Here is a 25,407-nt window from a genome sequence, read left to right as displayed (position 1 = left end):
CCCCTCCTGAGTCGTTTGGGAAGTCAGCCCTTGATGGAGCCGGCGGTCAGCCCGGCGAGGATCTGCCGCTGGAAGGCGAGGAACAGCGCCACCATCGGCAGGCTGGCCAGCACCATCCCGGCGACGAGCACGTTGAGCGGCATGTCGATCGCCACCCGCTGCAGCATCACCGAGAGCGTCTGCTTCCCGGTGTCCGGGAACACCAGCAGCGGCCAGATGAAGTCCTTCCACGCGGTGACCACCGCGAGGATCGACACCACGGCCAGGATCGGCCGCGAGATCGGCAGGATGATCTTCCAGAGCGTGCGCACCGGCCCGGCGCCGTCGAGGCGCGCGGCCTCGATCAGCTCGTCCGGGATCTGGTCGAAGAACCGCTTCAGCAGGTAGATGTTGAACGCGTTCGCCGCCGCGGGCAGCCAGACCGCGGCCGGCGAGTTGATCAGGTTGAGGTGCAGCAGCGGCAGGTCCGTCACCGTCACGTAGGTCGGGACGAGCAACGCCGTGGCCGGCAGCATCAGCGTGGCCAGCATCAGCCCGAGCACGACGTTGCCGAACTTCGGCCGCAGCTTCGACAACGCGAACGCGGCCGGGACGTCGATGGCCAGCTGCGCCAGCCACGCGCCACCGGCGACGACCAGCGTGTTGAGGAAGTACTTGCCCAGGCTGAGCTGGTCCCAGGCGTCGGCGAAGGTTTCCGGGTGCCACTCGTGCGGGACGAGCGTCGCCGGCGTCGCGGCGAGTTCCTGCGGGGACTTCATCGCGCCCGTGACCGCCCAGTAGAGCGGGAACAGGAAGGCGAGGATGAAGATCAGGAGCGTGCAGGCGAAGACGACGCCGTAGACGAGCCTGCCGCGCGGGCTGCGCAGCGCGCCGGGGGAGACGAGGGTTCTCATACCTGGTCCGCCTTCCGCGTCAGCCGGACGTACCACGCCGAGAACACGCCGAGCGCCACGAACAGCAGCAGGCTCATCGCGCTCGCCGAGCCGAAGTCGTTGTAGACGAAGGCGTAGCGGTAGAGCAGCAGGAGCACGGTCACCGTCGAGTCGTCCGGGCCGCCGCCGGTCATCACGTACGGCTCGGTGAACACCTGCATGGTTGCGACGACCTGCAGCAGCAGGAGCACCAGCAGGACGAAGCGCGTCTGCGGGAACGTCACGTGCCGCAGGCGTTTCCACAGCCCGGCACCGTCGAGTTCGGCGGCTTCGTACAGCTCGCCGGGGATGGTGCCGAGCGCGGCGAGGTAGATGAGCGTGGTGCTGCCCATGTTGGCCCACGTCGAGACGAAGACCAGGGACAGCATGGCGGTGGTGGAGGAGTCGAGCCACTGGCCGCCGGGCAGGCCCACTGCGCCGAGCGCGGAGTTGAACAGGCCGGGCCCGGGGTCGTAGAACCACTTCCACATCAGCGCCGTCACCACCGGCGGCAGCATCACCGGCAGGTAGACGGCGAGCCGGAAGAACGCCTTCGCGTGGCGGAGTTCGTTCAGCAGCACCGCGGTGAGGAACGGGACGGCGAAGCCGAAGACCAGCGCGAGCCCGGTGAACAGCAGGGTGTTGCGCCAGGCGACGCCGAAGAGCGGGTCTTCGAACAGCCGCGTGAAGTTGTCGAAACCGACCCACGTCGGCGCGTTGACGAAGTCGACCTGCTGGAAGCTCAGCAGCACCCCGCGCACGATCGGGTACCAGGAGAACAGCGCGAACACCACGAGCGCGGCGCACAGCAGGCCGTACGCGGTGACGTTCTCCTTGAGCTTGCGCTTCAGCCGGGCCCGGTGCACCGGCGTGGCGGCCGGGCGCCCGGCCCGCGACGGTTTCGCCGCGGGCCAGGCGAGCAGGCTACTTGACCTGGGCGAGGACACTGTTGACCTTCGACGCGGCCGAGGACAGCTGCTGGTCGATGTTGGCGTTCTGGTCGGTGAGCACGGCCTGCATGACGCTGTCGAGCGCGGCGTAGATCTGCTGCGCGTTCGGCGGCTCGATGCTGCCCTTGATCCGGCTCGTGGTGTCCACATAGGACTTGTAGTTCGCCGCGGGGACGTTGGCGTACTTGGCCTTCAGGGCCAGCTGCTGCTCGCGCACTGCGCCGGTCCAGACGTCGGGGGTCGGCTCGGCGGGCAGGCCGACCGGCTGCAGCTCGGCGACGTACTGCTGGATGTGCTTCTCGAAGCGGTCCGGGTTGAGGTACTTCCACTGGATCCACTCGAGGCCGGCCTTGACCTTCTCCGGCGACGCCTTCGGGTTGATCATGTAGCCCTCGCCGCCGAGCAGGGTGCCCTGGCCGCCGGGCATTCCGGCGATGCCGTAGTCCTCGTACTTGCCGTTGAACTGCTTGACGAGCACGGGGACGTTGTCCGGGGCGGCCATGTACATGCCGAGCTGGCCGGCGCCCATCATGCGTTGCACGTCCTGGGCCTCGAGGAGCTGCTTGGCGCCCATGGAGTTGTCGGTCCAGCGCATGTCGTGCAGGTACTGGAGGGCTTTCTTGCCGTTGTCGTTGTTGAAGTCGGCGACCCACTTGTCGCCGTCCTTGCGGGCGATGGCGCCGCCCATCGAGTAGAGCCAGCCGGTGAGGTGCCAGCCGCCCTGGTTGTTCTTGCTGTAGTCGGCATACCCGACGACGCCGTTGCCGAGCGCGGAGATCTTCTTCGCGGCTTCGCGGACTTCGTCCCAGGTCTGCGGCGGCTTGTCCGGGTCGAGCCCGGCCTTCTGGAACAACGCGCGGCTGTAGAGCAGGCCCATCGTGTAGTTCATCGTCGGCAGGCCGTAGAGCTTGCCGTTCGCGTCGCGGAAGTTGTCGAGCAGTTCCGGCTTGAGGTCGTTGACGTGCGGGACGCTCTTCACGGCTTCGGTGATGTCGGCGGCCTGGTGGCGGGCGATGATCTGCGCCGGGTCGGTGAAGTAGACGTAGTAGACGTCCTCGAGCTGCCCGCCGGCGAGCTTCGCGGAGAACGTCTTCGGGTCCATGAAGCCTTCGTGCGGGTCGATGTCGATGTTCGGGTGCGACGCCTCGAACTCCTGGACGTCGGCGTCGAACACGCTGCGCTCGAACGGCTGGCTGGTCGGCGGCTGCCCGGTGACGGTGATCTTGACCTTGCCGCCGGCCGGCGTGCTTTCGCCGTCCCCGCAGGCGGCTGCGGTGAGGGCAAGGCTGCCGGCGGCGAGCAGGCACAACGTGCGGCGGGAGACGGATCGGGACCAGGGACTGCTCATCTCAAGCCTCTTCTCGGGGTCGCGACGGCTGTCACGTGATTGCGGTCACTCTAAAGTGGAAGACGGGATGGCCGCAATAAGACGACGAGAATCTGCAAGTTACGAACAGGCCGCGGTCGGTCGGACGCGCCAAAGCGCCCCAATGTGGCGTTGGGTGCGTTGGATGCACCGAACGCCACATTGGGTGCGTTGGATGCACCCAACGCCACATTGGGGCGCAAGGGGGAGGGCGGCGGGGGTGCCTTGGCGGTGTGGCCGGGGTGTCAGGCGGTGCGGCGGGCCGTGGAGCCGCGGACCACCAGCTCCGGCGCGAAGAGCAGCTCCTCGGCCGCCACTTCGCCGCCGTTGATGCGCTTGACCAGCAGTTCCACCACCGCGCGGCCCATGGCCTCGATCGGCTGGCGGGTGGTCGTCAGGGGCGGGTCGGTGCAGTTCATCAGGGCCGAGTCGTCGTAGCCGACCACCGAGATGTCCGACGGCACCGAGAGGCCCTGCCGCCGGGCCGCGCGGATCGCGCCGAGGGCCAGCAGGTCACTCGCGCACAGCACCGCCGTCGCACCCCGCGGGTACAGGCGCGCCGCCGCCGCGTGGCCGCCTTCGATCGAGAACATCCCGTGCTCGACCAGCTCGTCCAGCACCGGCAGGCCCAGCTTCGCCGCGTACGCCTGGAACGCCTCGAGCTTGCGGCGCGACGGCACGTGGTCCGACGGGCCCAGCACCAGGCCGATCTTCTCGTGCCCGAGCGAGCTCAGGTGGCCGACGACCTGCTCGACGGCCACCGCGTCGTCGCACGAAACCTGGGGCAGCCCGAGGTGGTCGACCGCGGCGTTGATCAGCACCGTCGGCAGCCGGCGTTCGACGAGGTGGTGGTAGTGCGAGTGGACCGCGTCCGCCTGCGCGTACAGCCCGCCGGCGAAGACCACGCCCGAGACCTGCTGCTGCAGGAGCAGCTCGACGTACTCCGCTTCGGAGACCCCGCCGGCCGTCCGCGTGCAGAGCACCGGCGTGAACCCCTGCTGGGCGAGGGCGTTGCCCATGATCTCGGCCAGCGCCGGGAAGATCGGGTTCTGCAGTTCCGGCAGCACCAGCCCGACCAGGCGGGCCCGCTCGCCGCGCAGCTGGGTGGGCCGCTCGTACCCCATCACGTCGAGCGCGGTGAGCACGGCGGCGCGGGTGCTGGCGGACACCCCGGACCGGCCGTTGAGCACCCGGCTGACCGTGGCTTCGCTGACCCCGACCTGGCGGGCGACTTCGGCAAGACGACGCGTCATGTCCGAAACTTTACAGCAACCGAGCGCAAAAGTACGACGTGCGCGATCGTGCCGAACCGGTGATCAACGGTCATGGCGGGCGCACATCCCGTTCCTAGCTTGGCCATCGTGACCACCACTCTCGCCCGCACGACGACGTCCCGTGGCCTGACCGCGCTCTTCGTCCTGGCCCTGCTCCTCGCCGCTTACCGGGGCTTTCGCATGCCGGGCGACTGGGCCGTGACGCTCGAAGCCGTCTCGGTGACCGACGGGTTCCACCGCCGGTTCCTCGTCGGCACCCTGCTCCACCCGCTCGCCCTCGCGACGGGTTACGCGTACTGGGTCTTCGCGGCCGCGGCGTTCGCCGTCCTCGCCGCCGTGCTGGCGGTGCTGACGGCGGCCTTCTTCCGCGCCCCTTCCCCGTGGCACCGGCTGCTGGTCGTCGGCTGGCTGCTGCTGCCGTCCGGCGGGTTCCTCTTCCACGAGGCCGGCTACTTCGACCAGGTGCTGTACCTGCTGCTGTTCGCCGCGCTGTGGCAGCTGCCGCGCCGGCCGGCGGTGGCGTCCGTGCTGCTGACGGCCGCGGTGTGCACGCACGAGATCGCGGCACTCACCGTGCTTCCCGTCTTCGCCCTCGTCCTGCTGCGGCGATTCCCGGTGCGCGGCGCGGCGGTGCTGCTCGTGCCGCCGGTCGTGGCGGAACTCGCCGTCCTGGGGCTCCCGGCAGCGAGCGCGGGCGCGGTCGCACGGCTCGAAACTGCGCTGGCCACCGCGGATTTCACCCCGCGAGCCGACGCGCTGGCCCTGTTCGAACGCACCCAGAGCCAGAGCTGGCAGCTGTACTCGATCACCGAGGTCCTGCTCCGCATGGCCCCGATCTTCGCCGTGGTCGTCGCCGGCGCCCTCCTGCAACGCCTCGACGCGCTCGCCGTGGCGGCGGTTGCGGCACCCGCGCTGCTGGCCTTCGCCGGCTGGGACTGGGCGCGCTGGGGTTTCCTGCTCGTCGTCAACTTCGCCGTGGTGCTGTGGCTGAGCCCGGCACGGGACTTTCGCCCGCTCCCACTGCTCGCCGCCGCGGCGCTGCTCGCCTCCCTGCCGCTGCCGTACTTCGACGCGCAGCACCCGCGCGAGCTACCCGGGGGTCAGGCGTTCCTGGGCAGCCGCACGGTGAACACGGCACCGCCGTCGTTGTGCGCGGTCAGCGAGCCGCCGTGCGCCAGCACGTTCTCCCGGGCGATGGCGAGCCCGAGCCCGCTGCCCTCGGTCGCCTGACGCGCGTGGTCGCCGCGGGCGAAGCGGTCGAACAGGATCGGCAGCAGGTCCTCCGGGATCCCGGGACCGGCGTCGGCGACGCGCAGGACGACGTCGTCCCCGGTGCCGTCGAGGGCGACCGAGATCGGCGCGGCGCCGTGCCGGGCGGCGTTGCTCAGCAGGTTGGCCACCACGGTGTGCACCCGCCGCGGATCGGCGACGACCGTGACGTCCCCGCTCGCCGTGACGGCGGCCTCGACGCCGGTGACCGCGGCGGCGTCGGCGACCAGGTCGGCGAGGTCGACGGGCGCCACCCGCAGATCGGCCTTCCCGGCGTCGAACCGGGCGATCTCGAGGAGGTCTTCGACGAGCTTGGCGAGCCGCCGCGCCTGGGTGCCGAGGATTTCGGTGGCGCGGGTGCGGGTGGCGGGCTCGGCGTGGTCGAGGCTGTCGACGGTGGCGATCATCGAGGCGAGCGGCGTCCGCAGGTCGTGAGCGACGTCGGCGACGAACCGCCGCTGCTGCCGGTCCTTGGCGTGCAGCTCGTCGATGGACTCGCCGAGCCGGGCGGCCATGGTGTTGAAGGAGGCGGCCAGTGCGGCGACCTCGTCCCGGCCCTTGACCGGGACCCGGGTGCCGAGCGCACCGGAACCGAGCTCGTCGGCGGCGGTGGCCAATGCCTTGATCGGACGGCCGATCCGGCGGCCGACCAGGAACGCGACGCCGACCCCGAACACGCTCACCCCGAGCGCGATCAGCCCCAGGTTGCGGCGCAGCGCGCCGAGGTCGGTTTCGAGCACGCCGAGGTCGTAGAACTTGACCACGAAGTAGTCGGTGTTGAGGAAGTTGCGGCTCACGACCAGCACCGGACGCCCGGTGTCCGGATCCGTGGTGACGGCGGTGTTTTGGGTGATCTGACCGAACGGGGCCGAAAGCACTTCCCTTTCGACCGGCTTCAGCAACTTCTCCGGGGTCTCGGTGATGACCATCGTCGGTGGCCCCAGGTAGCCGATCCGGGACCCGGCGAGCACCAGGGAGGCTCGGGCGATCGTGACGAACGGCTTGCCGGGTGATTTGGCCACGAGGAGCCAGCCGGCGGGAGTGAACTCCAGGTCGTCCAAGATGACGCGGGTCCGTTCCTCGGGCCGGGCCAGGTCGATCTTCTTCTGCAGCTCCACGCCGTCAGTGGTCATCCGGGAGTGGGCGGCGATGGTGAACGCCTGCACCACGTCCTCGGACTGCACCCGGTAGGCGAAGAAGGCCATGACCGCCGTCGCCGTCGTGGTCACGCCGACGATCGCCGCCACGATCCGGGTCCGCAGGCTGAGTCTCACTTCGTCACCAGGCGATAACCCAGGCCGCGGACCGTCCGCAGCAGTGCCGGGTTCGCCGGGTCGTCCTCGACCTTCGCCCGCAGCCGGGCGACCGCCGCGTCGACGATCCGTGAATCGCCGACGTAGCCGTAGTCCCAGACCCGCTTCAACAGCACCTGGCGGCTCAGCACCTGGTTCGGGTGCTCGGCGAACTCGACGAGCAGCCGGATCTCCGTGGCCGTCAGGGCGAGTTCCTCGCCGCCGCGGGTGACGCTCATCGCGGCCGCGTCGATCTCCAGCTCGCCCACGCGCAGCAGGCCGGCTTCCGGCACGGCCGGCTGCGCGCGGCGGCCGATCGCCTTGATCCGCGCGTCGAGCACCCGGGGTTCCGCCGGCTTGACCACGTAGTCGTCGGCGCCGCACTCCAGCCCGGCGACGACGTCGATCGGGTCGCCGCGCGCGGTCAGCAGCACGATCGGCAGCCTGCTGCGGGCCCGGATGCGGCGGCACACCTCGAAGCCGTCGATGCCGGGCAGCATGACGTCGAGGAGGACGAACTCGGCGTCGCCCAGCGAAGTCAGCGCGTGCTCGCCGGTCGGGGCGTGGACGACGTCGTGCCCCAAGGCCCGCAACGCCAGCGAAAGCGCTTCGGCCAGCGCTTCGTCGTCCTCGACGAGCAGCAGACGCGGCACTGGTCCTCCCCCGGATGATCTCCCGGGCGATGCTAACCGAGCGCACGGCGGCCCGGCGGTTCCGTGCGGAACCGTCGAGCCGCCGTGCGCTTTCGTCACACTAGGCCGCTGCCACCTCGAACTCGGCCACCTGGCCGGCGGGCCAGCCGGTGTTGCCGGTGAACGTCAGCCGCACAAACCGCTGCGACGTCGTCGCGAAGGACGCCGACGCCGTGTTGCCGGTCGCCGGGTCGAACGCGTAACCACGCGCCCCCACCAGCGTCGTGTACGAGCTGCCGTCGGTGCTGCCGGAGATCGTCACCGTCTGCGTGCGCGCACCCCACGCCGAGGACGGCGGCAGCTTCAGCGTCACCTTGTTGATCGACGACGCCGTGCCCAGATCCACCGTCAGCGTCTGCGGGAACGCGTTGTTCGCGCTTTCCCAGTAGGTGTTCGCGTCGCCGTCCACCGCGTTCGACGGCGGGAACCCGCCCTGGGACCCGGACGCGCTGATCGCCTTGCCACGCGCGAGGTTGGTGCCCGGCAGCGGTGGCTGCGTCGGGCCCGAGTTCGGCGCGGGCCAGGTCGAACAGTCGCCCCAGGTGCCGGTCCAGCCGCTGTTGCCCGAGCCGGTGAACGTCATCCGCGGGATCGACGTCGGGTACGGGCAGTTGTACGTCCCGGTCACGCCGACGCCGGACGCCGTCAGGTTGCTGACGGCCACCGACCCCTGCGTCTGGGCCTGCGCCACGAACGTTCCGGCGCCCTGCACCGAGACGCCGTCGAGCGTGATGCCCTGGATCGGCTTGCCGGCGCCGTTGCCGTCGATGAACTGGACGGCCGCGTACGGGCTCTGGATCGCGGTGAACCCGGTGACCCGGATCGTCACGCCGGTGATGGCCTGGTCACGGGCGTCGAACCACAGCGCGCCGACGCCGAACTGCCAGTTCGGGTCGAGCGCTCCGGCGCGCAGCGCGGTGTTGTCCGACAGCGTCACCGTGCCGGACAGGGGCACCGAGTTGAACCGGTTCGCCACCAGGTAGCCGCCGCCGAGGGCGTTGGTGTCCTGGACGAGGTTGCCGGTCACCGTGTTGTTCGAACCGCCGTACAGCGCGATGCCGTTGGCCAGGTTGGGCTGCACGACCGTGTTGTTCACCAGGGTGTTGCCGGAGTCGGCCTGGCCGTTGGACCACAGCGCGAGGCCGTCGTCGCCGTTGTTGCGCAGGTAGTTGTTGCGCAACGTCGAGTTCGTGACCGCGCCGTCGAAGTTCACGCCGTCGGCCTGGGTGTCGAGGATGCGGTTGTTCTCGATGGTGACGTTCGACGACGCGCCGTTCATCAGCCACAGCCCGCACTTCGTGTTCTGGATCCACAGGCCGGACACGACCGAGCCGGTGCCGAGGACGCCGTGGAACGCGTTGTCCGGGCTGCCGTCGTTGCGTTCGGTCACGTCGCCGAACACCGCGAAGTCGTACAGCCTGATGTTCCCGGACGCGCTGCCGTTGTTGAAGATGTTGTTGCCGTGCAGGACGGTGTACCACTGACCCGCGCCGCGGACGGTGGTCTGGTCGATCTGCAGTGCCGACCCGATCTCGAACCGTCCTTGCGGCACCCACAGCTCGCGGCCCTGCGAGCGCGCGGCCGCCAACGCGGTGCGGAACGCCGGCGAGTCGTCGGAGGCGTCGTTCGCCGTGGCGCCGTAGTCGGTGACCGACAGCGCGGCCGCCGGTTTCGTGCCCGCGCCGCCGACCTGCTCGAAGTCGGCGAGGTCGATGGTGGCCTGGCCGACGTCACCGGAGTCGGCCTGCACGCGCACCTTCGCACCGGCGGCGAGGTTCTGGCCGAGCAGCAGCCGGGCGTCGTCGAAGAAGTGGTGGGTCTTCGCGCCCGGGATCCACGGAGTGACCACATAGGAATACCGGGACGTCACCGGCAACGCCAGCCTGGTTCCGTTGACGGACACCGTAAGCCGGCCCGAAGTACCGTCCGGGACGCTGTAGTGGACGTTGATCGCGTTGGCCGCCGCGGGCAGCGTGAACTCGACGTACTGGCCGGTCCCGATCCGGACCGCCTGCCGCCCGGAGGCTTCCGAGGCCAGGCTCGCCTGGGTGAGGTCGGGGCCGACGGCCGAGCCGTTCGTCGCCGAGCACTCGGCTTCGACGGTCCGGAAGGGCACGCTCGCGCCGCCGGTCGCGGTCGTCGGGCAGGGGGCCGCGACGGCCGGGGAAGCGCCGAGCAACACGGTGGTGCCGGCCGCGGCGAGTGCCGCGGCCAGCAGGGCCGCGTGGCGCCGGGGAACAGGGGACATCGTCGTCACCTTTCTCGCGGGGAAGGGGCGGAAGCAGGGCGTCGACGTGCCGGGATCATACGAATCCTGAACGAGAATCCGCAATAGATGAACCAACTTACGCAAATTTGCGACAGAAACTGACGAACTCGTGCTCTTGCTACGTTGTCGCCATGAGCCAGCGACGTGCGGACGGCAGCGCCGGGGACGCCGACTACGGCGCCATCGGCGGGGTCTACACCGACTACCGCAAGCCGGATCCCCGGATCGGCCAATACATCCTCGACGCGCTGGGCGACGCGCGGACCGTGCTGAACGTCGGTGCCGGCGCCGGCGCGTACGAACCCGAAGACCGCGAAGTGACCGCCGTCGAGCCGTCGGCCTCGATGCGCGCGCAGCGGCCGGCGGGCCTGCCGCCGGCGGTCGACGCCGTCGCGGAGAAGCTGCCGTTCCCGGACCGGGCGTTCGAAGGGGCGATGAGCACGTTCAGCGTGCACCAGTGGAACGACCTGTGGGCCGGCCTCAAGGAGATGCGCCGGGTCACCCGCGGCCCGATCGCCATCTTGACCTGCGACCCCGACCTGCTGCGCCGCTTCTGGCTGCTCGACTACGCCCCCGAGGTGATCGAGACCGAGGCCCGGCGCTACCCGTCGGTCGACGACATCGCCGACGGGCTCGGCGGCCACACGGAAGTCATCGGCGTGCCGATCCCGATCGACTGCACCGACGGCTTCAACGAGGCCTACTACGCCCGCCCCGAACGCCTCCTCGATCCGGGCGCCCGCCTGTCGTGCTCGGCGTGGAGCTTCGTCGACGACCGCGTGCACCACCGCTTTGCCGCGGAGCTGCAGCACGACCTCGACGACGGCACGTGGGAACGCCGCTACGGCAGGCTGCGCGAGCAACCGGTGTTCGAAGGCTCGCTGGTGCTGGTCGTCTCCGACCCGACGACGTGAAGCCGCGGCCGACTTCCGGACGGTCGACGAGCCGGCGGCCGCGCACCCGGCTTCGCCTTCCGCGAGGAACACTCCGGCGACGTGCCGCTGCTGGTCGTCACCCCGGAGGGCCGGGCGCCGGCCGGCGTCTCTACTTGTGCACGGCGGTCTGCTGCGGACGGTCGAGCACTTCGGCGTCCCGGTGATCGGCGGGATCAGCGCGGGCGGCGGGCTGGCCGCCGCGACGACGTTGCCGGCCCGCGACCGCGCTGCACGTGTGGCCGGGCGGCCGTCGCCGCCCGGCTGGCCTGGCTGCGCCGCCTACTCGGCCAGCAGCTCCTGCAGTTCCCGCACCGCCACCGCGAGTTCGTCGGCGAAGCGGTACATCTCCGCGGAGACGTGCTTCGGCGTGCTCAGGTAGATGTTCCAGCGGTCCGGCAGCAGCACGTAGGCGATGCCGATGCACTGCGGGCTGGTCGAGCCGAAGCCGAAGTACCGGATGTTGACCGACGGCGCCGAGCTGGTGCTGAGGTAGTCGTCGCGCGACTTCAGCCAGCCCGGCGAGGAGAACAGCGCCGGGTCCGCGTCACCCCGGCGTTTCCCGATCAGCTGCAGCTCCCACAGGTGCTGCTCGGGCGCGTCGCCGGCCTGGCACTCCTTCGCCCGCGCCACGTGCTTCGCCGCGGCTGCCCGGAACGCCTCGCGCTTCTCCTCGACGGACGCGTCGGAGGTCATGACGTCGGCGAAGCGCACCACCTCGGGCGTGACGACCCGCATGGCCTCGGTCCGGCCGTTCTGGAACTGCCGGGTGGCGATCGACTCGTACGTCGCCCCGGTCAGGCCCTTCGCGCGGCGGTGGGCCAGCTGGTACGACATCTGCGCGAAGGCGTCCGGGGACATGCCCAGTTCCTTCGCCCGGTTCGCACCGAAGTCGAACGACACCGTCTGCGTCGCCGTCGCGTCCGCGTAGGCCTTGAAGGCTTCCCGGGCGGCGCGCGCGTCTTCGCGGAGTTCGTCGGTCAGCGTGAACTCGACGACCTCGTGGGCGGGGACGCCGTCAGCCGGTTCGCGGTCCTCGCGCGAACCGCTCAGCAGGGCGTCGGTGAAGCCGAGGATCGTCGTGCCGTCGAGCTCGCAGTGCTCGACGTTGATCCCGGCGGTGCCGTCTTCGAACACGACCAGCGAGACGGCCTTGTCGTACCAGCGATTGTCGCCGTACAGCAGCCTGTCGCCCGCCTCCAGGTCGTCCGCCGGCGTGAAGTCGTCCAGGCACAGGCAGAACAGCGCGGTCTCGATGGTCTCCAGCGCGGCGGCGTTGCCCGCTTCGAGCAGCGCGGCCCGCGAAGCCGCCCATTCCGCGCGCGCCTTCGTCGTGAAGGGCCCGGCGGGGACGTCGGCGACGTGGTCGTCCTTGAGGATCGCGCGCAGCGCGTCGGCCAGCTGCGCCGCCGAGTGCGGGCGCCCGTCCTCGGCGATGACGTCCAGCCGGAACGGCGTGCCCTTCGAGAACACGACGATGTGCCGCTCGGGCGAGGGGAACCGCGTGCGCGCGGTGTCCAGCAGCGCACCCGGGATCCGCGTGGCCGAGAAGAGGTACTTGTGCTGCACCATCGACTGCGGCGTGCCGCGCAGGAGCACCGGCGGCACCCGCTCGTCGTCGAGCTTCAGCTTGTAGTCCACGGCCGCCGCGGTCAGCTCGGCTGCGCGTTCGACCTGGCCGAGCGGGGAGTCCTGGAAGAGGAAGAAGAAGTTGGCGTTGAGCGCGATCCGGTCGCGGCGGCCGAGGTAGCGGTACGGCCAGAAGGTGTCGAGCCAGCTGCGCACGCCCGGCGAGCGGTCGTACTCCTCGAGCCGCGCCTGCAGCTCCGGTCCGGGACCCGCCAGGAACTCGGCCAGCGCCGCTTCGGTCTCCGCCAGCTCCTCCGGCGTCAGCAGCGGGGCGCACCACTCGAGGAACCGGCGGCGGCTGTCCTCCAGGGTGGGGACGGGGACCCGGGGGAGCCGGTCCTCGTTGCCGAAGGTGCGGGTGGACCATTCCGGACTGCTCACGGTCATCCTTCTTCGTCGGAGTCGGGGAGTTCGAGTTCGGGCAAGCCTGCAGGACGGGAAACATACAGCTGCGCGTAAAGCCAGCCGTCGGCCTCCAGCCCGGTGGGGTCGACCCCGGCCGCGCCGAGGGTGTCCAGGATCTGCGCCTGCTCCTCGGCGGAGGCGAACTGCCGCTGCCGGAAGACGCCGCCGACGGCCGTGGTCTCGTAGCCCAGCTCGGCGAGGCTCCCGGCGATCGGCTCGTAGGAGAACATCCGCAGCACGAAGTGCGCCATCCACGGCCGCGCGCCGCGGGCGACCCGTGACAGCGTCTTCTCGGTGACGTACCCGACGCAGCCGGTCGAGACGACGAGGTCGACGTCGTCCAGGAGCTTCTGCTGGGTGCTGTCCGGGTCGTCGCGTTCGAGGTCGGCGTGGATCGCCTCGTCGAGGAAGCCGGCGGACAGCGCGTACTCGAGCGCCGGGGCCGAGCTGTCGAGGCCGTAGAACTTCGGGCCACCGGGGCGGACGCGCCTGCGGTCCGCCTCGACCAGTGCCGCGTGGTCCAGCGCGCGCACGGCCGGGTCGGTGTAGTGGGCGTAGAGATCGTCCATCGTCGCTTCGCAGCGCTGCAGGGCCGCGTTGACGCCGTATGAGCAGCCGACGTCGAGCACGGTCGGCCGCTCGGCGGGGTGCGCGGCGATCAGCTTCGCGAAGTACGGCTTCGCCAGCTGCGGGATGTGGTAGCCGACGCGCTTCAGGGTGCCGAAGAACGGCCGCGGGTCGGGCGCGGTGTAGATGTGGTCGAACGAGATCTTGCCGGTCGAGTCGAAGGGCACGGGCCAGGCTCCTGATCAGTCGAGCAGTTCGTCGCCCCGGACGCTGCGTCCGGCGAGGTGGGCGGGCAGGACGCGGCCGAAGAGCTGCCGCGTCCGCTCCGCGCTGCCGATGACCCCCGGGCGCTCGCTGTAGGCGAAGATCGCGGAGTGGCGCGCGATCGCCCCCTCCACGGTACTCACCCGGTGCAGCGCGAACCGTCCTTTGAACAGCTGGAGATCACCGGGCCGCAGGTCCAGGCGCCGGACCGGGCCGGTGTCGCCGGCCAGCACCGAGCGCACGGCGGCGAAGTTCTCGTCCGTGGCGGACCGGATGTTCGGGCAGTACTCGAAGGTGCCACCGCCGTCCGCGGCCTGCGTCAGCATGCTGACGGTGAACTCGTTGGTGTCGAAGTGCCACGGGTGCGCGCGACCGGGCGCGATCACGTTGAGCGTCAAACCGGACAGCGGGTCGGCGAGCTCGTGCAGTTCCGGCAGCCCGAAGCAGTCCGCGACGAACCGGCGGAACACCGGGCTGGTGTAGAGCCGCGCGATGATCGCCGATGGCGGGACGCGGTCGCGCGCGACGAAGGCGTTGCCGCGTTCCAGGATCGTCCGGCCGGGGTGGTCTTCGGGCAGCGGCTCGTCGATGGCGGTGTTGTAGGCGTTGACCCGCTCGACCTTCGTGTAGGCGTGCGGTTCGAGTGCGGCGCATTCCGCCCGCAGGACCTCCCGCAGCTCCGGGCGGACGAAGTCGGCGAGCACGCTGCACCCGGCGCCGGCCAGCTCCGCACGGGTGCGCCGCACGACCTCCCGCCAGGCCGGGCCGTCCGGATCGGTGAGCGGGTAGCGGTCGGTGTCGACCATTTCCAGTGGCGCTACGGAGGTGCTCATCGAAGTCCTCTCGGCCGGTGAAGCTCCGGTGCTTGCCCTGGTCGTGAGGAAAAGAGGTAGCACAGATCCGGCCGGGTCACCCTTCGCTTTGTGAGCGGTTGCACACCCGGAGTGTCGCGGCCGGCCACTGTGGCCGGCCGCGACGCTCATTGGTTTGGTTCAGTCGGTGATGGGGTGGTTGTCGACGACGGTCCAGGTGCCGTTTTGGCCGGTGGTGGTGAGGTAGTTGTGGACGAGGTAGCCGTCCATGGATCGGGCGTAGACCTCGACCGAGCGTCGTGACTGGTGGAACACCGCGGTGGGGGTGTTGCTGATGGTCCAGGTACCCACAGTGGTCCAGACGCCGTGCTGGCCGTCGGGCAGCAGGTAGTTGTGGATCAGGAAGTTGTCGGTCGCGCGGGCGTAGATTTCGATCGAGCGGGAGTTCGGGTTGTAGACCGCGGCCGGGGTGTCGGCGATCTTCCAGTTCCCCACCACGCTCCAGCTACCGTTCTGCCCGTCGGTGCCGAGGTAGTTGTGGATCAGGTAGCCGTCGGTGGCGCGGGCGTAGACCTCCACCGACCGGCGGGCGTCGTTGAACACCGGCGCAGGTGAACCGGTGATCTTCCAGTTCCCGACCACCGTCCAGGTGCCGTGCTGGCCGTTGGGCAGCAGATAGTTGTGCAGCAAGAACTCATCGGTGGCGCGGGCGTAGATCTCGATCGAGCGGGAATTCGGGTTGTACACCGCCGCCGGCGTCTCAGAGATCTTCCAGTCCCCCACCACCGACCAGTAACCGTTCTTCCCGTCGCTGCCCAGGTAGTTGTGGATCAGGAACCCGTCGGTCGCTCGCGCGTACACCTCCACCGCGCGGGAGTTGGGGTTGTACACCGCCGCCGGCGAGCTCGCGATCTTCCAGTCACCCACCTGCGTCCACGGCCCGTACTGACCGTCCGCACCGATGTAGGAATGGATCAGGAACCCGTCCACCGAACGACCGTAGATCTCCACACCACGCGAGTTCGGGTTGTACACGGACACGGGACGACCCACCACCTGCCAGTCCCCGGCCACACTCCACGCACCGTGCTTGCCGTCCGCTCCCATGTAGGTGTGCCCCACACGGCCGTTCACGTCACGGGCGAACATCTCCACCGACGCCGTCCACGCGTTGAACGTCCCCTCCCCACCCGGAGGCGGGGCGAGGACCGGACCGGAGTTGAAGCGGTACAGGTCGTAGGTGACCATCAGGTTGATGATCGAATTCGCGTAGTTCGGGTCGGTGGCGTAGCCGGCCCTGTGCACCTCGCGGATGAACTGGTCGGGATCGCCGGTGTAGTTGAACGCGTTGGCGTAGATCGAGTTCTGCCGCAGGAAGAGGCCGTGGTCGCGGAAGGAGTCCTCCATGGACGCGTAGGTCCGGAACGACGCGATCACGGTGTGGAGCGGGCAGCACTCCTGCGTCTCCAGGTTCTGGCAGCCGGTGCCGATCGGCCCGGGACCGGGGCTGCACTTGATGCCGAAGTAGTTGTTGCCCGGTGCCGCCTGGCCCCAGTTCGACTCCTGGATGGCCTGTGCGACGGTCACCGACGCGGGGACGCCGTAGTCGGCTTGACCGCGCTGGGCCGCCGGGCCGGCGGCGTTGACGAAGTCGTCGGCCGCGCTCGCCGAGGCCGCCTCGGGCACCACGGCGCCGTCGCGGGCGGCGTCGGCGACGACGTCCGGCGGTGGCGCGGCGAAGGCGACACCACCGGCGAACTGACTGGCGATCACGAGTGCGGCGGCGGTCACGAGCCGCCGGTAGGTCCTGGTCATGGGAACGATCGTCGGGAACCGATGTCCGAGAAACCTTCGGACGGCTTTTGAGACGGCCGGGGGACCGGCCGGGCCTCGCCGGCTTCCCGGCTGCCGTGCCGTTCGAACAGCTCGCGCGCCTCCGCCCAGGCCCGGTCGGCGCCCGCGCCGTCGCCTTCGGCCGCCAGGACGACCGACAGATCACGCAAGGTCCGGCCCCGCCACAGCGGCAGGTTGAGCGCCTCCCACCACGCGAGCGCCCGGTTCAGCAGCTGCTTCGCGGCCCCGGGGTCGCCTTCGGACAGTTCCAGCTCGCCGAGGGTCCGCAGGATCAGGGCCTGGCCGAAGCTGTCCTGCATGTCGTTGCAGGTCTCGAGGCTTTCGGCAAGCTCGCGCCGCACGGCCGCGCCCAGCCCCTGCCGGAGCCGGATCTTCGCGAGCGACTGCGTCGCATACGCCGACATCAGCCGGTCCCCGACCGATCTGAAGATCTGCAGCGCGCGGTCGCAGTTCGCGGCGGCTTCGTCGAGCCGGCCCGCCGCGCGGTGCACGAGGCCGATCGACCGGAGCACGTGCGCGACGCCGTGTTCGTCCGCCGCCCCGGTGTAGCCGTCCATCGCCTTCCCGCAGGCGTCGAGCGCGGCCTCGAGCTCGCCGAGCTCGGTGTGGGTGAGCGCGGCGGCGTGGTACGCGCGGGCCAGGGTGCCGGGCTCGTCCATCAGCTCGAGCACCGGGATCGCCTCGGCCAGCAGGGCAGCCGCGGCACGGAGGTCACCCTGCTCCCGGTAGACGCGGCCGAGCTCCAGCCGGGTGCCGATCTGGCTCGGCAGGTCGCCCGCGGTGGTCCACGCGTCCAGCGCCCGCCGGTAGTAGTCGGCGGCTTCGTCCAGCCTGTCCTGCTCGTAGCGCAGCCAGCCGAGACCGCAGAGCAGCCGTCCTTCGGCCCCGCGGTCGCCGGTTCGCTGAGCCGACGCGAGCGCCGCCTGGTGGGTCCGCCACCACAGGCTGAACTGGTTGGTCAGCGCGAAGGTCGACGAGCTCAGCGCGGCGGCGAGCCGGGCCGCGTGCCCGGACAGGTCCAGCTCGCTCGTCAGCTCGACGACGGCGACCAGCCCGCTCTGCTCGCGGTCGAACCACAGGCCCGGCTCGCCGAGCAGTTCGTCGACGAGGGCCTCGTCCAGCCGGCTCGTGCGGGAGACCGGCGCCGCCGCGGGCCCGACCGTGCTCGGGATCAACGTCGACGCCCGCTGCACCAGGGTGAGGTAGTCCTCGGCGACCCGGGCCACGGCTTCCTTCAGGTCTTCGACCGGCTCGTCCGCCACCGCCCGCTCCCGGCCGAACGCCCGTGTCAGGTCGTGCAGGACGTACCGTTCGCCGGCGCCGACGTCGACGAGCCGGCAGTCCACCAGCCGTTCCAGGACCTCCTCGGCCACGTCGGCCGGACAGTCCAGCAGCGGGACCAGCAGCCAGGGCGCGAACGACGGAACCTCAAGGAAACCCAGGCGCCGCAACGCCGTGCGCTCGCGTTCGGCGAGGCTGTGGTAGCTCAGGGCCAGACTGCCCCGGACCTCGAGGTCGCCGATGGACAGCTCGGCGAGCACGCTGCGCTCGGCGCGGAGCCGGTTCGCCAGCTTGGCCAGCGGCCAGTGCGGCCGGGCGGCCAGCCGTGCCCCCGCGATCCGCACGGCGAGCGGGAGCCTGCCGCACAGCCGCGTGATCTCCGCGGCCGCGGCCGGTTCCCGGGCGACACGCCGGTCGCCGACGACGACGTCCAGCAGCTGCAGCGCTTCCGCGTCCGGCAGCACCCGCAGGTCGCGCTGGTGGGCGCCTTCCAAAGCGCTCAGCCTGTTCCGGCTGGTGACCAGCACCGCGCACCCGGGGGCGCCGGGCAGGAGCGGCCGGACCTGCCGCTCGTCCGCGGCGTCGTCGAGCACCAGCAGCACCCGCCGCCCGGCCAGCTCGGACCGGAACCGCGTGACGCGGTCGTCGAGCCCCGGCGGGATCGACGTCTCGGGGACGCCGAGCGCCCGCAGGAAGCCCCCGAGCACCTCGGCCGGTTCGGCGACCACCGGACGCGTGCCCGAGAGCGCCGCGTAGAGCTGGCCGTCCGGGTAGCCGTCGCGGACCAGGTGCGCGACGTGCCGGGCCAAGGTGCTCTTGCCCGCTCCCGGCTGGCCCGACACCGCGCAGACCGGGACCGCGGCACCCGGCCGCGCGGTCAGCACGGCGGTCAGCACGCGGACGTCCTCGGCACGGCCCGTGAAGTCGGCGACGTCGGTGGGCAGCTGCGCGGGCACGGGCGCGGGCTCGCCGGGGCCGGCATCCGCCCGCAGCGCCCGCTCGTGCGCGGCCGTCAGCTCCGGGCCGGGGTCGACGCCGAGTTCGTCGGCGAGCTCACGCCGCACCGCGCGGAAGTGCGCCAGGGCCTCGGCCCGGCGGCCCGCCTGGGTGAGCGCGGTGACGCGGTGCGCGTGCAGCCGCTCCCGCAGCGGGTGTTCGGCGGTCAGCGCGGTGATCTCGCCGACGAGCCGGTTGCCCCAGCCCAGGGCCAGCTCCGCCGCGAGCCGGTCTTCGAGCGCGGCCAGGCGCTGCTCGCCGAGCCGCGCCCGTTCGCCCTCCGCCCACCGGCCCTGAACGCCGGTCAACGGGGTACCGCGCCACAGCTCGAGCCCGGCCCGCAGCCGCTCGGCCGCGGTCGCGGGGTCGCCGGCCCGGCGCCCTTCCGTCAGGTGCCGGTCGAAGAGCAGGACGTCGACGTCCTCCGGCGGCAGGTCGAGCACGTAGCCGCCCGCCGAGCGAACCAGCACGTCGCCGAGTTCCCGGCGCAGCGTGGAGACGTAGGTGTAGACCGCGCCGCGGATGTCGACCGCCGCGACGTCGTCCCAGAGCGCGTCCACCAGCTGATCGAGCGAGACGACCTGCCCGGCGTTCGCGGCGAGGACCGCGAGCAGCCCGCGCGGCTTGGGACCGCCCAGGCTCAGCTGCCGCCCGCCGGACTCGACCTGGACAGTGCCGAGCAGCAACACCCGCATCCCTACCCCCCGTCCTCCCCGCCAGCATTCCCGGACATCCGGGACATCTCAAGACGCGTTCACAGGTTCTTCGGAGAGCGGGAACCCACTCTGGAATCGACCGGCGGAGGGGATCCGCCACCGGAGGACGGGGTACGGATGACGATCAAGGCGAGACGCGTGGCCACGACACTGGCAGGCGCGGCGCTGGCCATGCTGGTGAGCGTGCCGTTCGGGGGTGCCGAGGCGGCCGCGGCAACGGGGCAGGACATCACCGCGGTCGCGCAGGGGCAGCTGGGCAAGGGCTGTTCGACCGGCGGCTGGCGGTGCGATCCCGACGCCTGGTGTTCCGACTTCGTCAAGTGGGTCTGGGACACGGCCGGGATCGACACCGCGGGCATCGGCCCGGCGGCGGCGAGCGTCGCGGCCTACGGCCAGCAGCGCGGGACGACGACCGGCGAACCGCACGTCGGCGACGCCGTCGTCTACAACTACGACGGCGTCAGCTGGGCGGAGCACGTCAACCTCGTGGTCGGCGTGCGCGCGGACGGCATGGTGCAGACGATCGGCGGCAACGAGGGCAGCTCTCCCGGCAGCGTCCGCTTCCAGGACTGGCACCGGGCGACCGACTGGGGCAGTGTCCGGTACGTCCGCCCGGCCGGCATCCAGGACGCGGCGCCCGAGCAGAGCCCGCCGCCGGGTGGGGAGGGGACGTTCAACGCGTGGACGGCGTCGGTGGAGATGTTCGCCCGCGGCACCGACGGGCTGCTCGCGCACACGTACCTGGGCACGGACGGGAAGTCCGGAGCGTGGAGCGTGAACGGGCCGTGGCAGATCGTGGGCCGCCCGGTGTCGGTGTACAACCCCAACTCGCGGGCGGTGGAGATCTACGCCCGGGACACGCTGGGCTACCTGATCCACTCCTACATCGGTGCGGACGGCCAGTACGGGCCGTGGACCCGGGTCGGTGACTGGAAGATCGCCAGTTCGCCGGCCGCGGTGTACAACCCCGGCTCCCGGGCCGTCGAGGTGTATGCCCGGTCCACCGACAACTACCTGATCCACACCTTCCTCGACGCCTCGGGCCAGAACGGTTACTGGTCGGTGGTGGGGGACTGGAAGATCTCTGAGACGCCGGCGGCGGTGTACAACCCGAATTCCCGCTCGATCGAGATCTACGCCCGCGCCACCGATGAGTTCTTGCTGCACAACTATCTGCTGCCCAACGGCCAGCACGGCACCTGGACGGTGGTGGGGAACTGGAAGATCACCGGTTCGCCTGCGCCGGTGTTCAACGACGCCCGCCGGTCGGTGGAGGTCTACGCCCGCGCCACCGACGGCTACCTGCTGCACAACTATCTGGGTACCGACGGGCAGAACGGTAGCTGGAGCGTGGTGGGGAACTGGAAGATCGCCGACACCCCGGCCGCGGTCTACAACCCGAACTCCCGCTCGATCGAAATCTACGCCCGCGCGACCGACAACTTCCTGATCCACAACTACCTGCTGCCCGACGGCCAGCACGGCGTCTGGACCACTGTGGGTACCTGGACCATCAGCAACACCCCGACCGCGGTGTTCCACCAGTCACGACGCTCGGTCGAGGTCTACGCCCGATCCATGGACGGCTACCTCGTCCACAACTACCTCGGCAGCAACGGCCAAAACGGCACCTGGACCGTCGTCGACAACCACCCCATCACCGACTGAACCAAACCAGTGAGCGTTCCGGGCGGTGTCACCGCCCGGAACGCTCACGAGTCTCACGCGAGGGGCAGGAGCTTCCTGACCTCGCGCGCCACCCCGTCCGACGCTGCCGCGGCGGCGATCCGCTCCGGCGACGGCCGTCCGTAGCCCGTCGTGCGCTGGACCAGCGGGCGGCCCAGCGGCTCGACCATCGCGCGCATGTCACTGATCGTCTTGTACGACCCGTGCGACGCACCGGCCATCCGGCTGATCGTCTCCTCCATCAGCGTCCCGCCGATGTCGTTGACGCCGCCCTGCAGCACGGCGCGGCTGCCCTCTTCGCCGAGCTTCACCCAGGAGCTCTGGATGTTGTCGATCATGCCGTGCAGCAGGACCCTGGCCAGCGCGTGCACCGCGCGGTTCTCGCGCAGCGTCGTGCCCGGGCGGGCGAGCCCGGCCAGGTAGATCGGCGCGCTCTGGTGGATGAACGGCAGCAGCACGAACTCGGTGAACCCGCGCCGGCCGTGCTTCTCCAGGCCTTCGCGCTGCAGCCGGGCCAGCAGCTTCAGGTGCGCGACCCAGTGCGCCGGGGTGTCGACGTGGCCGTACATCATCGTGGACGTCGTCGGCAGCCCGACCTCGTGCGCCGTGGTCACCACCTTGATCCACTCCGACGTCGGCAGCTTGCCCTTGGTGAGCACCCAGCGGACGTCGTCGTCGAGGATCTCCGCCGCCGTGCCCGGCAGCGAGTCCACGCCGGACTCCTTCGCCTTGATCAGCCAGTCGCGAAGCGACAGGTTGGTCCGCGAAGCGCCGTTCACGACCTCCATCGGGCTGTAGGAGTGCAGGTGGATCTCCGGCTGACGGCGCTTGACCTCGGCCGCGAGGTCGAAGTACGCGGTGCCCGGCAGGTCGGGGTGGATGCCGCCCTGCATGCAGATCTCGGTCGCGCCCGCGGCCCACGCCTCGTCGACGCGGTCGCCGACCTGCTCCGGCGAGAGCGTGTACGCGTCGGCGTCGGTGCGACGCTGCGCGAAGGCGCAGAAACGGCAACCCGTGTAGCAGACGTTCGTGAAGTTGATGTTCCGCGTGACGACGAAAGTGACGTCGTCGCCGACCGTCTCGCGCCGCAGGTCGTCGGCGATCCGGGTGAAGGCGTCGAGTTCGCGACCGTCCGCGTGCAGCAGTGCGAGCGCGGCGTCGTCGGACAGGCCCGCGGGGTCCTTTTCCGCGCTGCGCAAGGCTTCCAGGATGTCCGTGTCGAACTTGGCCGGCCCGGTCTTGATCCGGTCGCCGATCTCCTTCCAGTCCCCGTACACGGAGTCGAAGTCGCTGCGGCGGTCCTCGCTGCGGCCGCTGGTGTCGATCTCGGTGTGCAGGTCGGTGCGGCCGGACTCCTGCCAGCCGCCGTCCGGCTCCTGCCACGGGATGCCGACCGGCTTCGCGTCCTCGCGGGCCAGCCCCGTCTCGTAGTCGACGAGCGCGGCGACGTGCCGGGTGATCCGCGGGTCCAGCCACGGCTCGCCCGCCTTGACGTACTCCGGGTAGATCGTCAGCCGCTCCTTGAGCTCGAAGCCGGCCTTCTCGGTGCGGCGGGCGAGCTCGTCGATCTGCGGCCACGCGCGTTCCGGGTTGACGTGGTCCGGGGTCAGCGGCGAGACGCCGCCCCAGTCGTCGATGCCGGCGCGGATCATCAGGTCGTACTGGCTGCCGATCAGGTTCGGCGGCGCCTGGATGCGCATCTTCGGGCCGAGCACCAGCCGCGCGACGGCGATGTTCGCGGCCAGCTCCTCGAGGTCGGCGTCCGGCGTCGCGCGCATCTTCGTGTCCGGCTTGGCCCGGAAGTTCTGCACGATGACTTCCTGGATGCCGCCGTAGGTCTTGGCGACCTTGCGGATCTCGAACAGCGCGTCCGCGCGCTCTTCGAACGTCTCGCCGATGCCGATCAGGACCCCGGTGGTGAACGGGACCGAGCTGCGTCCGGCGTCTTCGAGCACCCGCAGCCGGACCGCGGGGTCCTTGTCGGGCGAGCCGTAGTGCGGCCCGCCCTTCTCGCTCCACAGCCGGGTCGCCGTGGTCTCCAGCATCATGCCCATCGACGGCGCGACCGGCTTGAGCCGCTGGAAGTCCTGCCAGGTCAGCACGCCGGGGTTGAGGTGCGGCAGCAGGCCGGTCTCCTCGAGCACCCGGATCGCCATCGCGCGGACATAGGAGAGCGTGTCGTCGTAGCCGTGCGCGTCCAGCCACTCGCGGGCGGCCTTCCACCGGTCCTCGGGCCGGTCGCCGAGCGTGAAAAGGGCTTCCTTGCAGCCCATCTCGGCACCCTTGCGAGCGATGTCGAGGACCTCGTCCGGGGACAGGAACGGTGACTCCAGGCGACCGGGCACGGTGACGAAAGTGCAGTAGCCGCAGCGGTCGCGACACAGGCGGGTCAGCGGGATGAACACCTTCTTGCTGTAGGTGATGATCCCGGCGCGCCCGGCCTCGGCCAGACCGGCGTCGCGGATGCGCGAGGCGTACTCGGACAGCTTGGTGAGGTCGTCACCGCGAGCGTGCAGCAGGACGCTCGCTTCGGCTACGTCGAGTGTCTTCCCGTCACGCGCCCGGGCGAGCGCGCGGCGCATCGCGGAGGCGGTCGGGGTGGTGGCGTCGGGTTCGGGTCCCATTCCGCCCACGCTAGGACCGTCCTCGCGGGACCAGCCAGTGTGTGTTCCGCACCTGTGTCGGCCGTGTCCCGCGGGTGATCGTCGTCGCAGGTCAGCGGGTTCGCTTGGTTGTCGATCAGTGCGTCGGCGTGTATTACCTAAAGGGTGGCATCGGTGGTCGGCAAGAAGATCGGCGGGCGGACGTACTACTACCTGGCGGAGTCCGCCCGGGTGGACGGCAAGCCGCGGGTGGTGACCCAGCGTTACCTCGGCACGGCCGACGAGATCGCGCGCGCCGTCCCTGGCGGCGAGCCCGCGTCGGCGTCGTACCGGACGTACGGCGAGGTCGCCGCGGTGTGGGCGACGCTGTCCCGGCTGCGCTTCGTCGCCCGCGTCGACGACGTCGTGCGCGCGAAGCCGTCGCTGGGGCAGGCCCTCGCCGTGGCGGTGCTGCACCGGGCGACCGCTCCGGAGACGCCGATCGGCGAGTGGTGGGCGGCGAGCCCGGCCGCGGACCTGACCCGGCTGTCCACAGTGGATGGCCTGTGGCGGGCGCTGGAACGCCTGACCCCGGAGCGGATCGCGGGCATCGAGGAGACCGTTTCCGCCGCCGTCCTCGAGACGCTCGACGACCACGAGGCCCTCGCCGTCGACGTCCCGCAGTTCGCCGTGTTCGCCCCCGCGGACTGCACGCTGCCCTCGGCCTGCCGGGAGGTGCTCGCCGGCGTGGGGCTGCGCGTCACCCGCGACGGCGCCATCCCGCTGGCCTCGCGGCTGTACCGCCGCGACAACGCCCCGACGTTCGCCGCGCTGACCGGCGAGCTGGGCCCGGCCACCCTGGTGTTCCACGCCGGGCAGGCCGCGCAGCTCGACCTCGGTTCCCGCAGCGGGTTCGTCGGCTCGCTGCCGCTGACCGACCACCCGGAGCTGCTCACGCAGCCCGCGTCCGCCCGCAGGCGCGTCGACCCCGAGCGGTTCGCCGGGCTCACCGCGCTGGACACGCACGCGGTGGTCGACGGCGTCCGCCGCCGGGTGATCCTGACCCACTCGGCGACGCTGCACGCGGCGCAGTCCCGGGCGTTCGCCGACGAGCTGGCCACCGCGACCCGGGAGCTCGACGGCCTCGCCGAGGCCCTGGCCGCGGGCACCCACCGCGGCGACCGCGCGCAGGTGCACGCCGAAATCGGCCGGGTCACCCGCGGCCGGCGCATCGAACGCGTCCTCACCGCCGTGCTCAGCGGCACCCGGCCCGGCGAGATCCGGGTGGAACGGCGGATCGACTCCGCCGCGCTGGCCCGGCTCGACGACGAGTTCTTCGGCAAGCAGGTGCTGGTCACCGACCGGGACTGGCCGGTCGGCGACGTCGTCACGGCCTACCGCGCCCGCACCCACCTGGAGTCGACGTTCCGCTGGCTGACCGGGCCCGCCCTCACCGGCCCGACCCCGCGCTGGGAGTGGACGCGGCAGCGGATCGCCGCGCACGGCCTGGTGTCGGTGCTGGCGGCGACGGTGACCCACCTGATGCGCCGCGAGGCCGACCGGGCCGGGATGAACCTGTCGGTCCGGGAACTGCTCGACCGGCTCGCGGGCATCGGCGAACTGGTCCTGACGTACCCGTCGACCGGCGGGCGGCCGCGGA

At 71.0% G+C, this 25,407-nt stretch carries 16 protein-coding genes (1 of these 16 cut by a window edge); 3 read left to right on the top strand and 13 right to left on the bottom strand.

Annotated features, from left to right (window positions below; genetic code table 11):
- Positions 1-23 precede the first annotated feature (23 nt).
- The 7 genes from BLW76_RS37525 to BLW76_RS37490 all read right to left on the bottom strand — a co-directional run bounded on the left by BLW76_RS37525 (position 24) and on the right by BLW76_RS37490 (position 10,002).
- Complete coding sequence (locus BLW76_RS37525) at positions 24-893, bottom strand: carbohydrate ABC transporter permease (protein ID WP_091316542.1); 870 nt, start codon at positions 891-893, stop codon at positions 24-26.
- Positions 890-1,858, bottom strand: coding sequence for a carbohydrate ABC transporter permease (locus BLW76_RS37520; protein WP_091316540.1), 969 nt, complete (start codon positions 1,856-1,858; stop codon positions 890-892). The genes BLW76_RS37525 and BLW76_RS37520 overlap by 4 nt, the downstream gene beginning before the upstream one ends.
- On the bottom strand, positions 1,836-3,209 hold the full coding sequence (locus BLW76_RS37515) for an ABC transporter substrate-binding protein (RefSeq protein ID WP_091316538.1): 1,374 nt from the start codon (positions 3,207-3,209) through the stop codon (positions 1,836-1,838). Before BLW76_RS37515 ends, BLW76_RS37520 begins: the two co-directional genes overlap by 23 nt.
- A gap of 263 nt (positions 3,210-3,472) precedes the next feature.
- Positions 3,473-4,480 carry a LacI family DNA-binding transcriptional regulator gene (locus BLW76_RS37510; protein ID WP_091316537.1) on the bottom strand — a complete coding sequence of 336 codons (1,008 nt, stop codon included), beginning with the start codon at positions 4,478-4,480 and terminating at the stop codon, positions 3,473-3,475.
- A 1,121-nt stretch (positions 4,481-5,601) separates the two neighbouring features.
- On the bottom strand, positions 5,602-7,044 hold the full coding sequence (locus tag BLW76_RS37500) for a sensor histidine kinase (RefSeq protein ID WP_091316533.1): 1,443 nt from the start codon (positions 7,042-7,044) through the stop codon (positions 5,602-5,604).
- A complete protein-coding gene (locus BLW76_RS37495; protein ID WP_091316532.1) occupies positions 7,041-7,715 on the bottom strand; it encodes a response regulator transcription factor in 675 nt (224 codons plus the stop codon). Before BLW76_RS37495 ends, BLW76_RS37500 begins: the two co-directional genes overlap by 4 nt.
- A gap of 100 nt (positions 7,716-7,815) precedes the next feature.
- Positions 7,816-10,002 (bottom strand): discoidin domain-containing protein, encoded by a 2,187-nt coding sequence (locus tag BLW76_RS37490; RefSeq protein ID WP_091316530.1) that lies wholly within the window; start codon positions 10,000-10,002, stop codon positions 7,816-7,818.
- Between the two features lie 152 nt (positions 10,003-10,154).
- Between BLW76_RS37490 and BLW76_RS37485 the strand changes: the two genes are divergently transcribed.
- Positions 10,155-10,937 (top strand): class I SAM-dependent methyltransferase, encoded by a 783-nt coding sequence (locus BLW76_RS37485; protein ID WP_091316529.1) that lies wholly within the window; start codon positions 10,155-10,157, stop codon positions 10,935-10,937.
- Positions 10,938-11,237: 300 nt separating this feature from the next.
- Here the strand turns inward: BLW76_RS37485 and BLW76_RS37480 are convergent, their stop codons facing one another.
- The 5 genes from BLW76_RS37480 to BLW76_RS37460 form a co-directional block, all read right to left on the bottom strand.
- Positions 11,238-12,971, bottom strand: coding sequence for a choline/carnitine O-acyltransferase (locus BLW76_RS37480; RefSeq protein ID WP_167384869.1), 1,734 nt, complete (start codon positions 12,969-12,971; stop codon positions 11,238-11,240).
- Positions 12,968-13,783 (bottom strand): class I SAM-dependent methyltransferase, encoded by an 816-nt coding sequence (locus BLW76_RS37475; RefSeq protein ID WP_091316527.1) that lies wholly within the window; start codon positions 13,781-13,783, stop codon positions 12,968-12,970. Before BLW76_RS37475 ends, BLW76_RS37480 begins: the two co-directional genes overlap by 4 nt.
- A gap of 15 nt (positions 13,784-13,798) precedes the next feature.
- Positions 13,799-14,653: a HalD/BesD family halogenase gene (locus BLW76_RS37470; protein WP_091316526.1), complete on the bottom strand. Its 855-nt coding sequence runs from the start codon at positions 14,651-14,653 to the stop codon at positions 13,799-13,801.
- A 159-nt stretch (positions 14,654-14,812) separates the two neighbouring features.
- A complete protein-coding gene (locus BLW76_RS37465; RefSeq protein WP_091316524.1) occupies positions 14,813-16,447 on the bottom strand; it encodes a glucosaminidase domain-containing protein in 1,635 nt (544 codons plus the stop codon).
- On the bottom strand, positions 16,444-19,458 hold the full coding sequence (locus tag BLW76_RS37460) for an AfsR/SARP family transcriptional regulator (RefSeq protein WP_091316522.1): 3,015 nt from the start codon (positions 19,456-19,458) through the stop codon (positions 16,444-16,446). The genes BLW76_RS37465 and BLW76_RS37460 overlap by 4 nt, the downstream gene beginning before the upstream one ends.
- Positions 19,459-19,617: 159 nt before the next feature.
- Between BLW76_RS37460 and BLW76_RS37455 the strand changes: the two genes are divergently transcribed.
- On the top strand, positions 19,618-21,147 hold the full coding sequence (locus BLW76_RS37455; protein ID WP_167384868.1) for a DUF8189 domain-containing protein: 1,530 nt from the start codon (positions 19,618-19,620) through the stop codon (positions 21,145-21,147).
- Positions 21,148-21,200: 53 nt separating this feature from the next.
- Here the strand turns inward: BLW76_RS37455 and BLW76_RS37450 are convergent, their stop codons facing one another.
- Entirely contained in the window at positions 21,201-23,789 is a 2,589-nt protein-coding gene (locus BLW76_RS37450) for a bifunctional FO biosynthesis protein CofGH (protein WP_167384867.1), read from the bottom strand.
- Positions 23,790-23,942: 153 nt separating this feature from the next.
- On the opposite strand from BLW76_RS37450, the gene BLW76_RS37445 reads away from it, so the two are divergent.
- A protein-coding gene (locus BLW76_RS37445; RefSeq protein WP_091316518.1) for an IS1634 family transposase crosses the window boundary here: on the top strand, positions 23,943-25,407 show its 5' portion. 71 nt of this gene lie beyond the right edge of the window; the window shows 1,465 of its 1,536 coding nt (coding positions 1-1,465); its start codon is at positions 23,943-23,945; the stop codon falls past the right edge of the window.

The sequence above is a fragment of the Amycolatopsis tolypomycina genome (assembly GCF_900105945.1).
Lineage (GTDB): Bacteria > Actinomycetota > Actinomycetes > Mycobacteriales > Pseudonocardiaceae > Amycolatopsis > Amycolatopsis tolypomycina.
Note: the sequence above shows the minus strand (reverse complement) of the source record. Positions and strands in the feature narration are given on the sequence as shown.

What these genes read in the sequence shown, in the direction of transcription:
- BLW76_RS37525 (WP_091316542.1), bottom strand. Translation starts at nt 893, where the DNA reads ATGAGAACCCTCGTCTCCCCCGGCGCGCTGCGCAGCCCGCGCGGCAGG.
- BLW76_RS37515 (WP_091316538.1), bottom strand. Translation starts at nt 3,209, where the DNA reads ATGAGCAGTCCCTGGTCCCGATCCGTCTCCCGCCGCACGTTGTGCCTG.
- BLW76_RS37510 (WP_091316537.1), bottom strand. Translation starts at nt 4,480, where the DNA reads ATGACGCGTCGTCTTGCCGAAGTCGCCCGCCAGGTCGGGGTCAGCGAA.
- BLW76_RS37490 (WP_091316530.1), bottom strand. Translation starts at nt 10,002, where the DNA reads ATGTCCCCTGTTCCCCGGCGCCACGCGGCCCTGCTGGCCGCGGCACTC.
- BLW76_RS37485 (WP_091316529.1), top strand. Translation starts at nt 10,155, where the DNA reads ATGAGCCAGCGACGTGCGGACGGCAGCGCCGGGGACGCCGACTACGGC.
- BLW76_RS37480 (WP_167384869.1), bottom strand. Translation starts at nt 12,971, where the DNA reads ATGACCGTGAGCAGTCCGGAATGGTCCACCCGCACCTTCGGCAACGAG.
- BLW76_RS37470 (WP_091316526.1), bottom strand. Translation starts at nt 14,653, where the DNA reads ATGAGCACCTCCGTAGCGCCACTGGAAATGGTCGACACCGACCGCTAC.
- BLW76_RS37465 (WP_091316524.1), bottom strand. Translation starts at nt 16,447, where the DNA reads ATGACCAGGACCTACCGGCGGCTCGTGACCGCCGCCGCACTCGTGATC.
- BLW76_RS37460 (WP_091316522.1), bottom strand. Translation starts at nt 19,458, where the DNA reads ATGCGGGTGTTGCTGCTCGGCACTGTCCAGGTCGAGTCCGGCGGGCGG.
- BLW76_RS37450 (WP_167384867.1), bottom strand. Translation starts at nt 23,789, where the DNA reads ATGGGACCCGAACCCGACGCCACCACCCCGACCGCCTCCGCGATGCGC.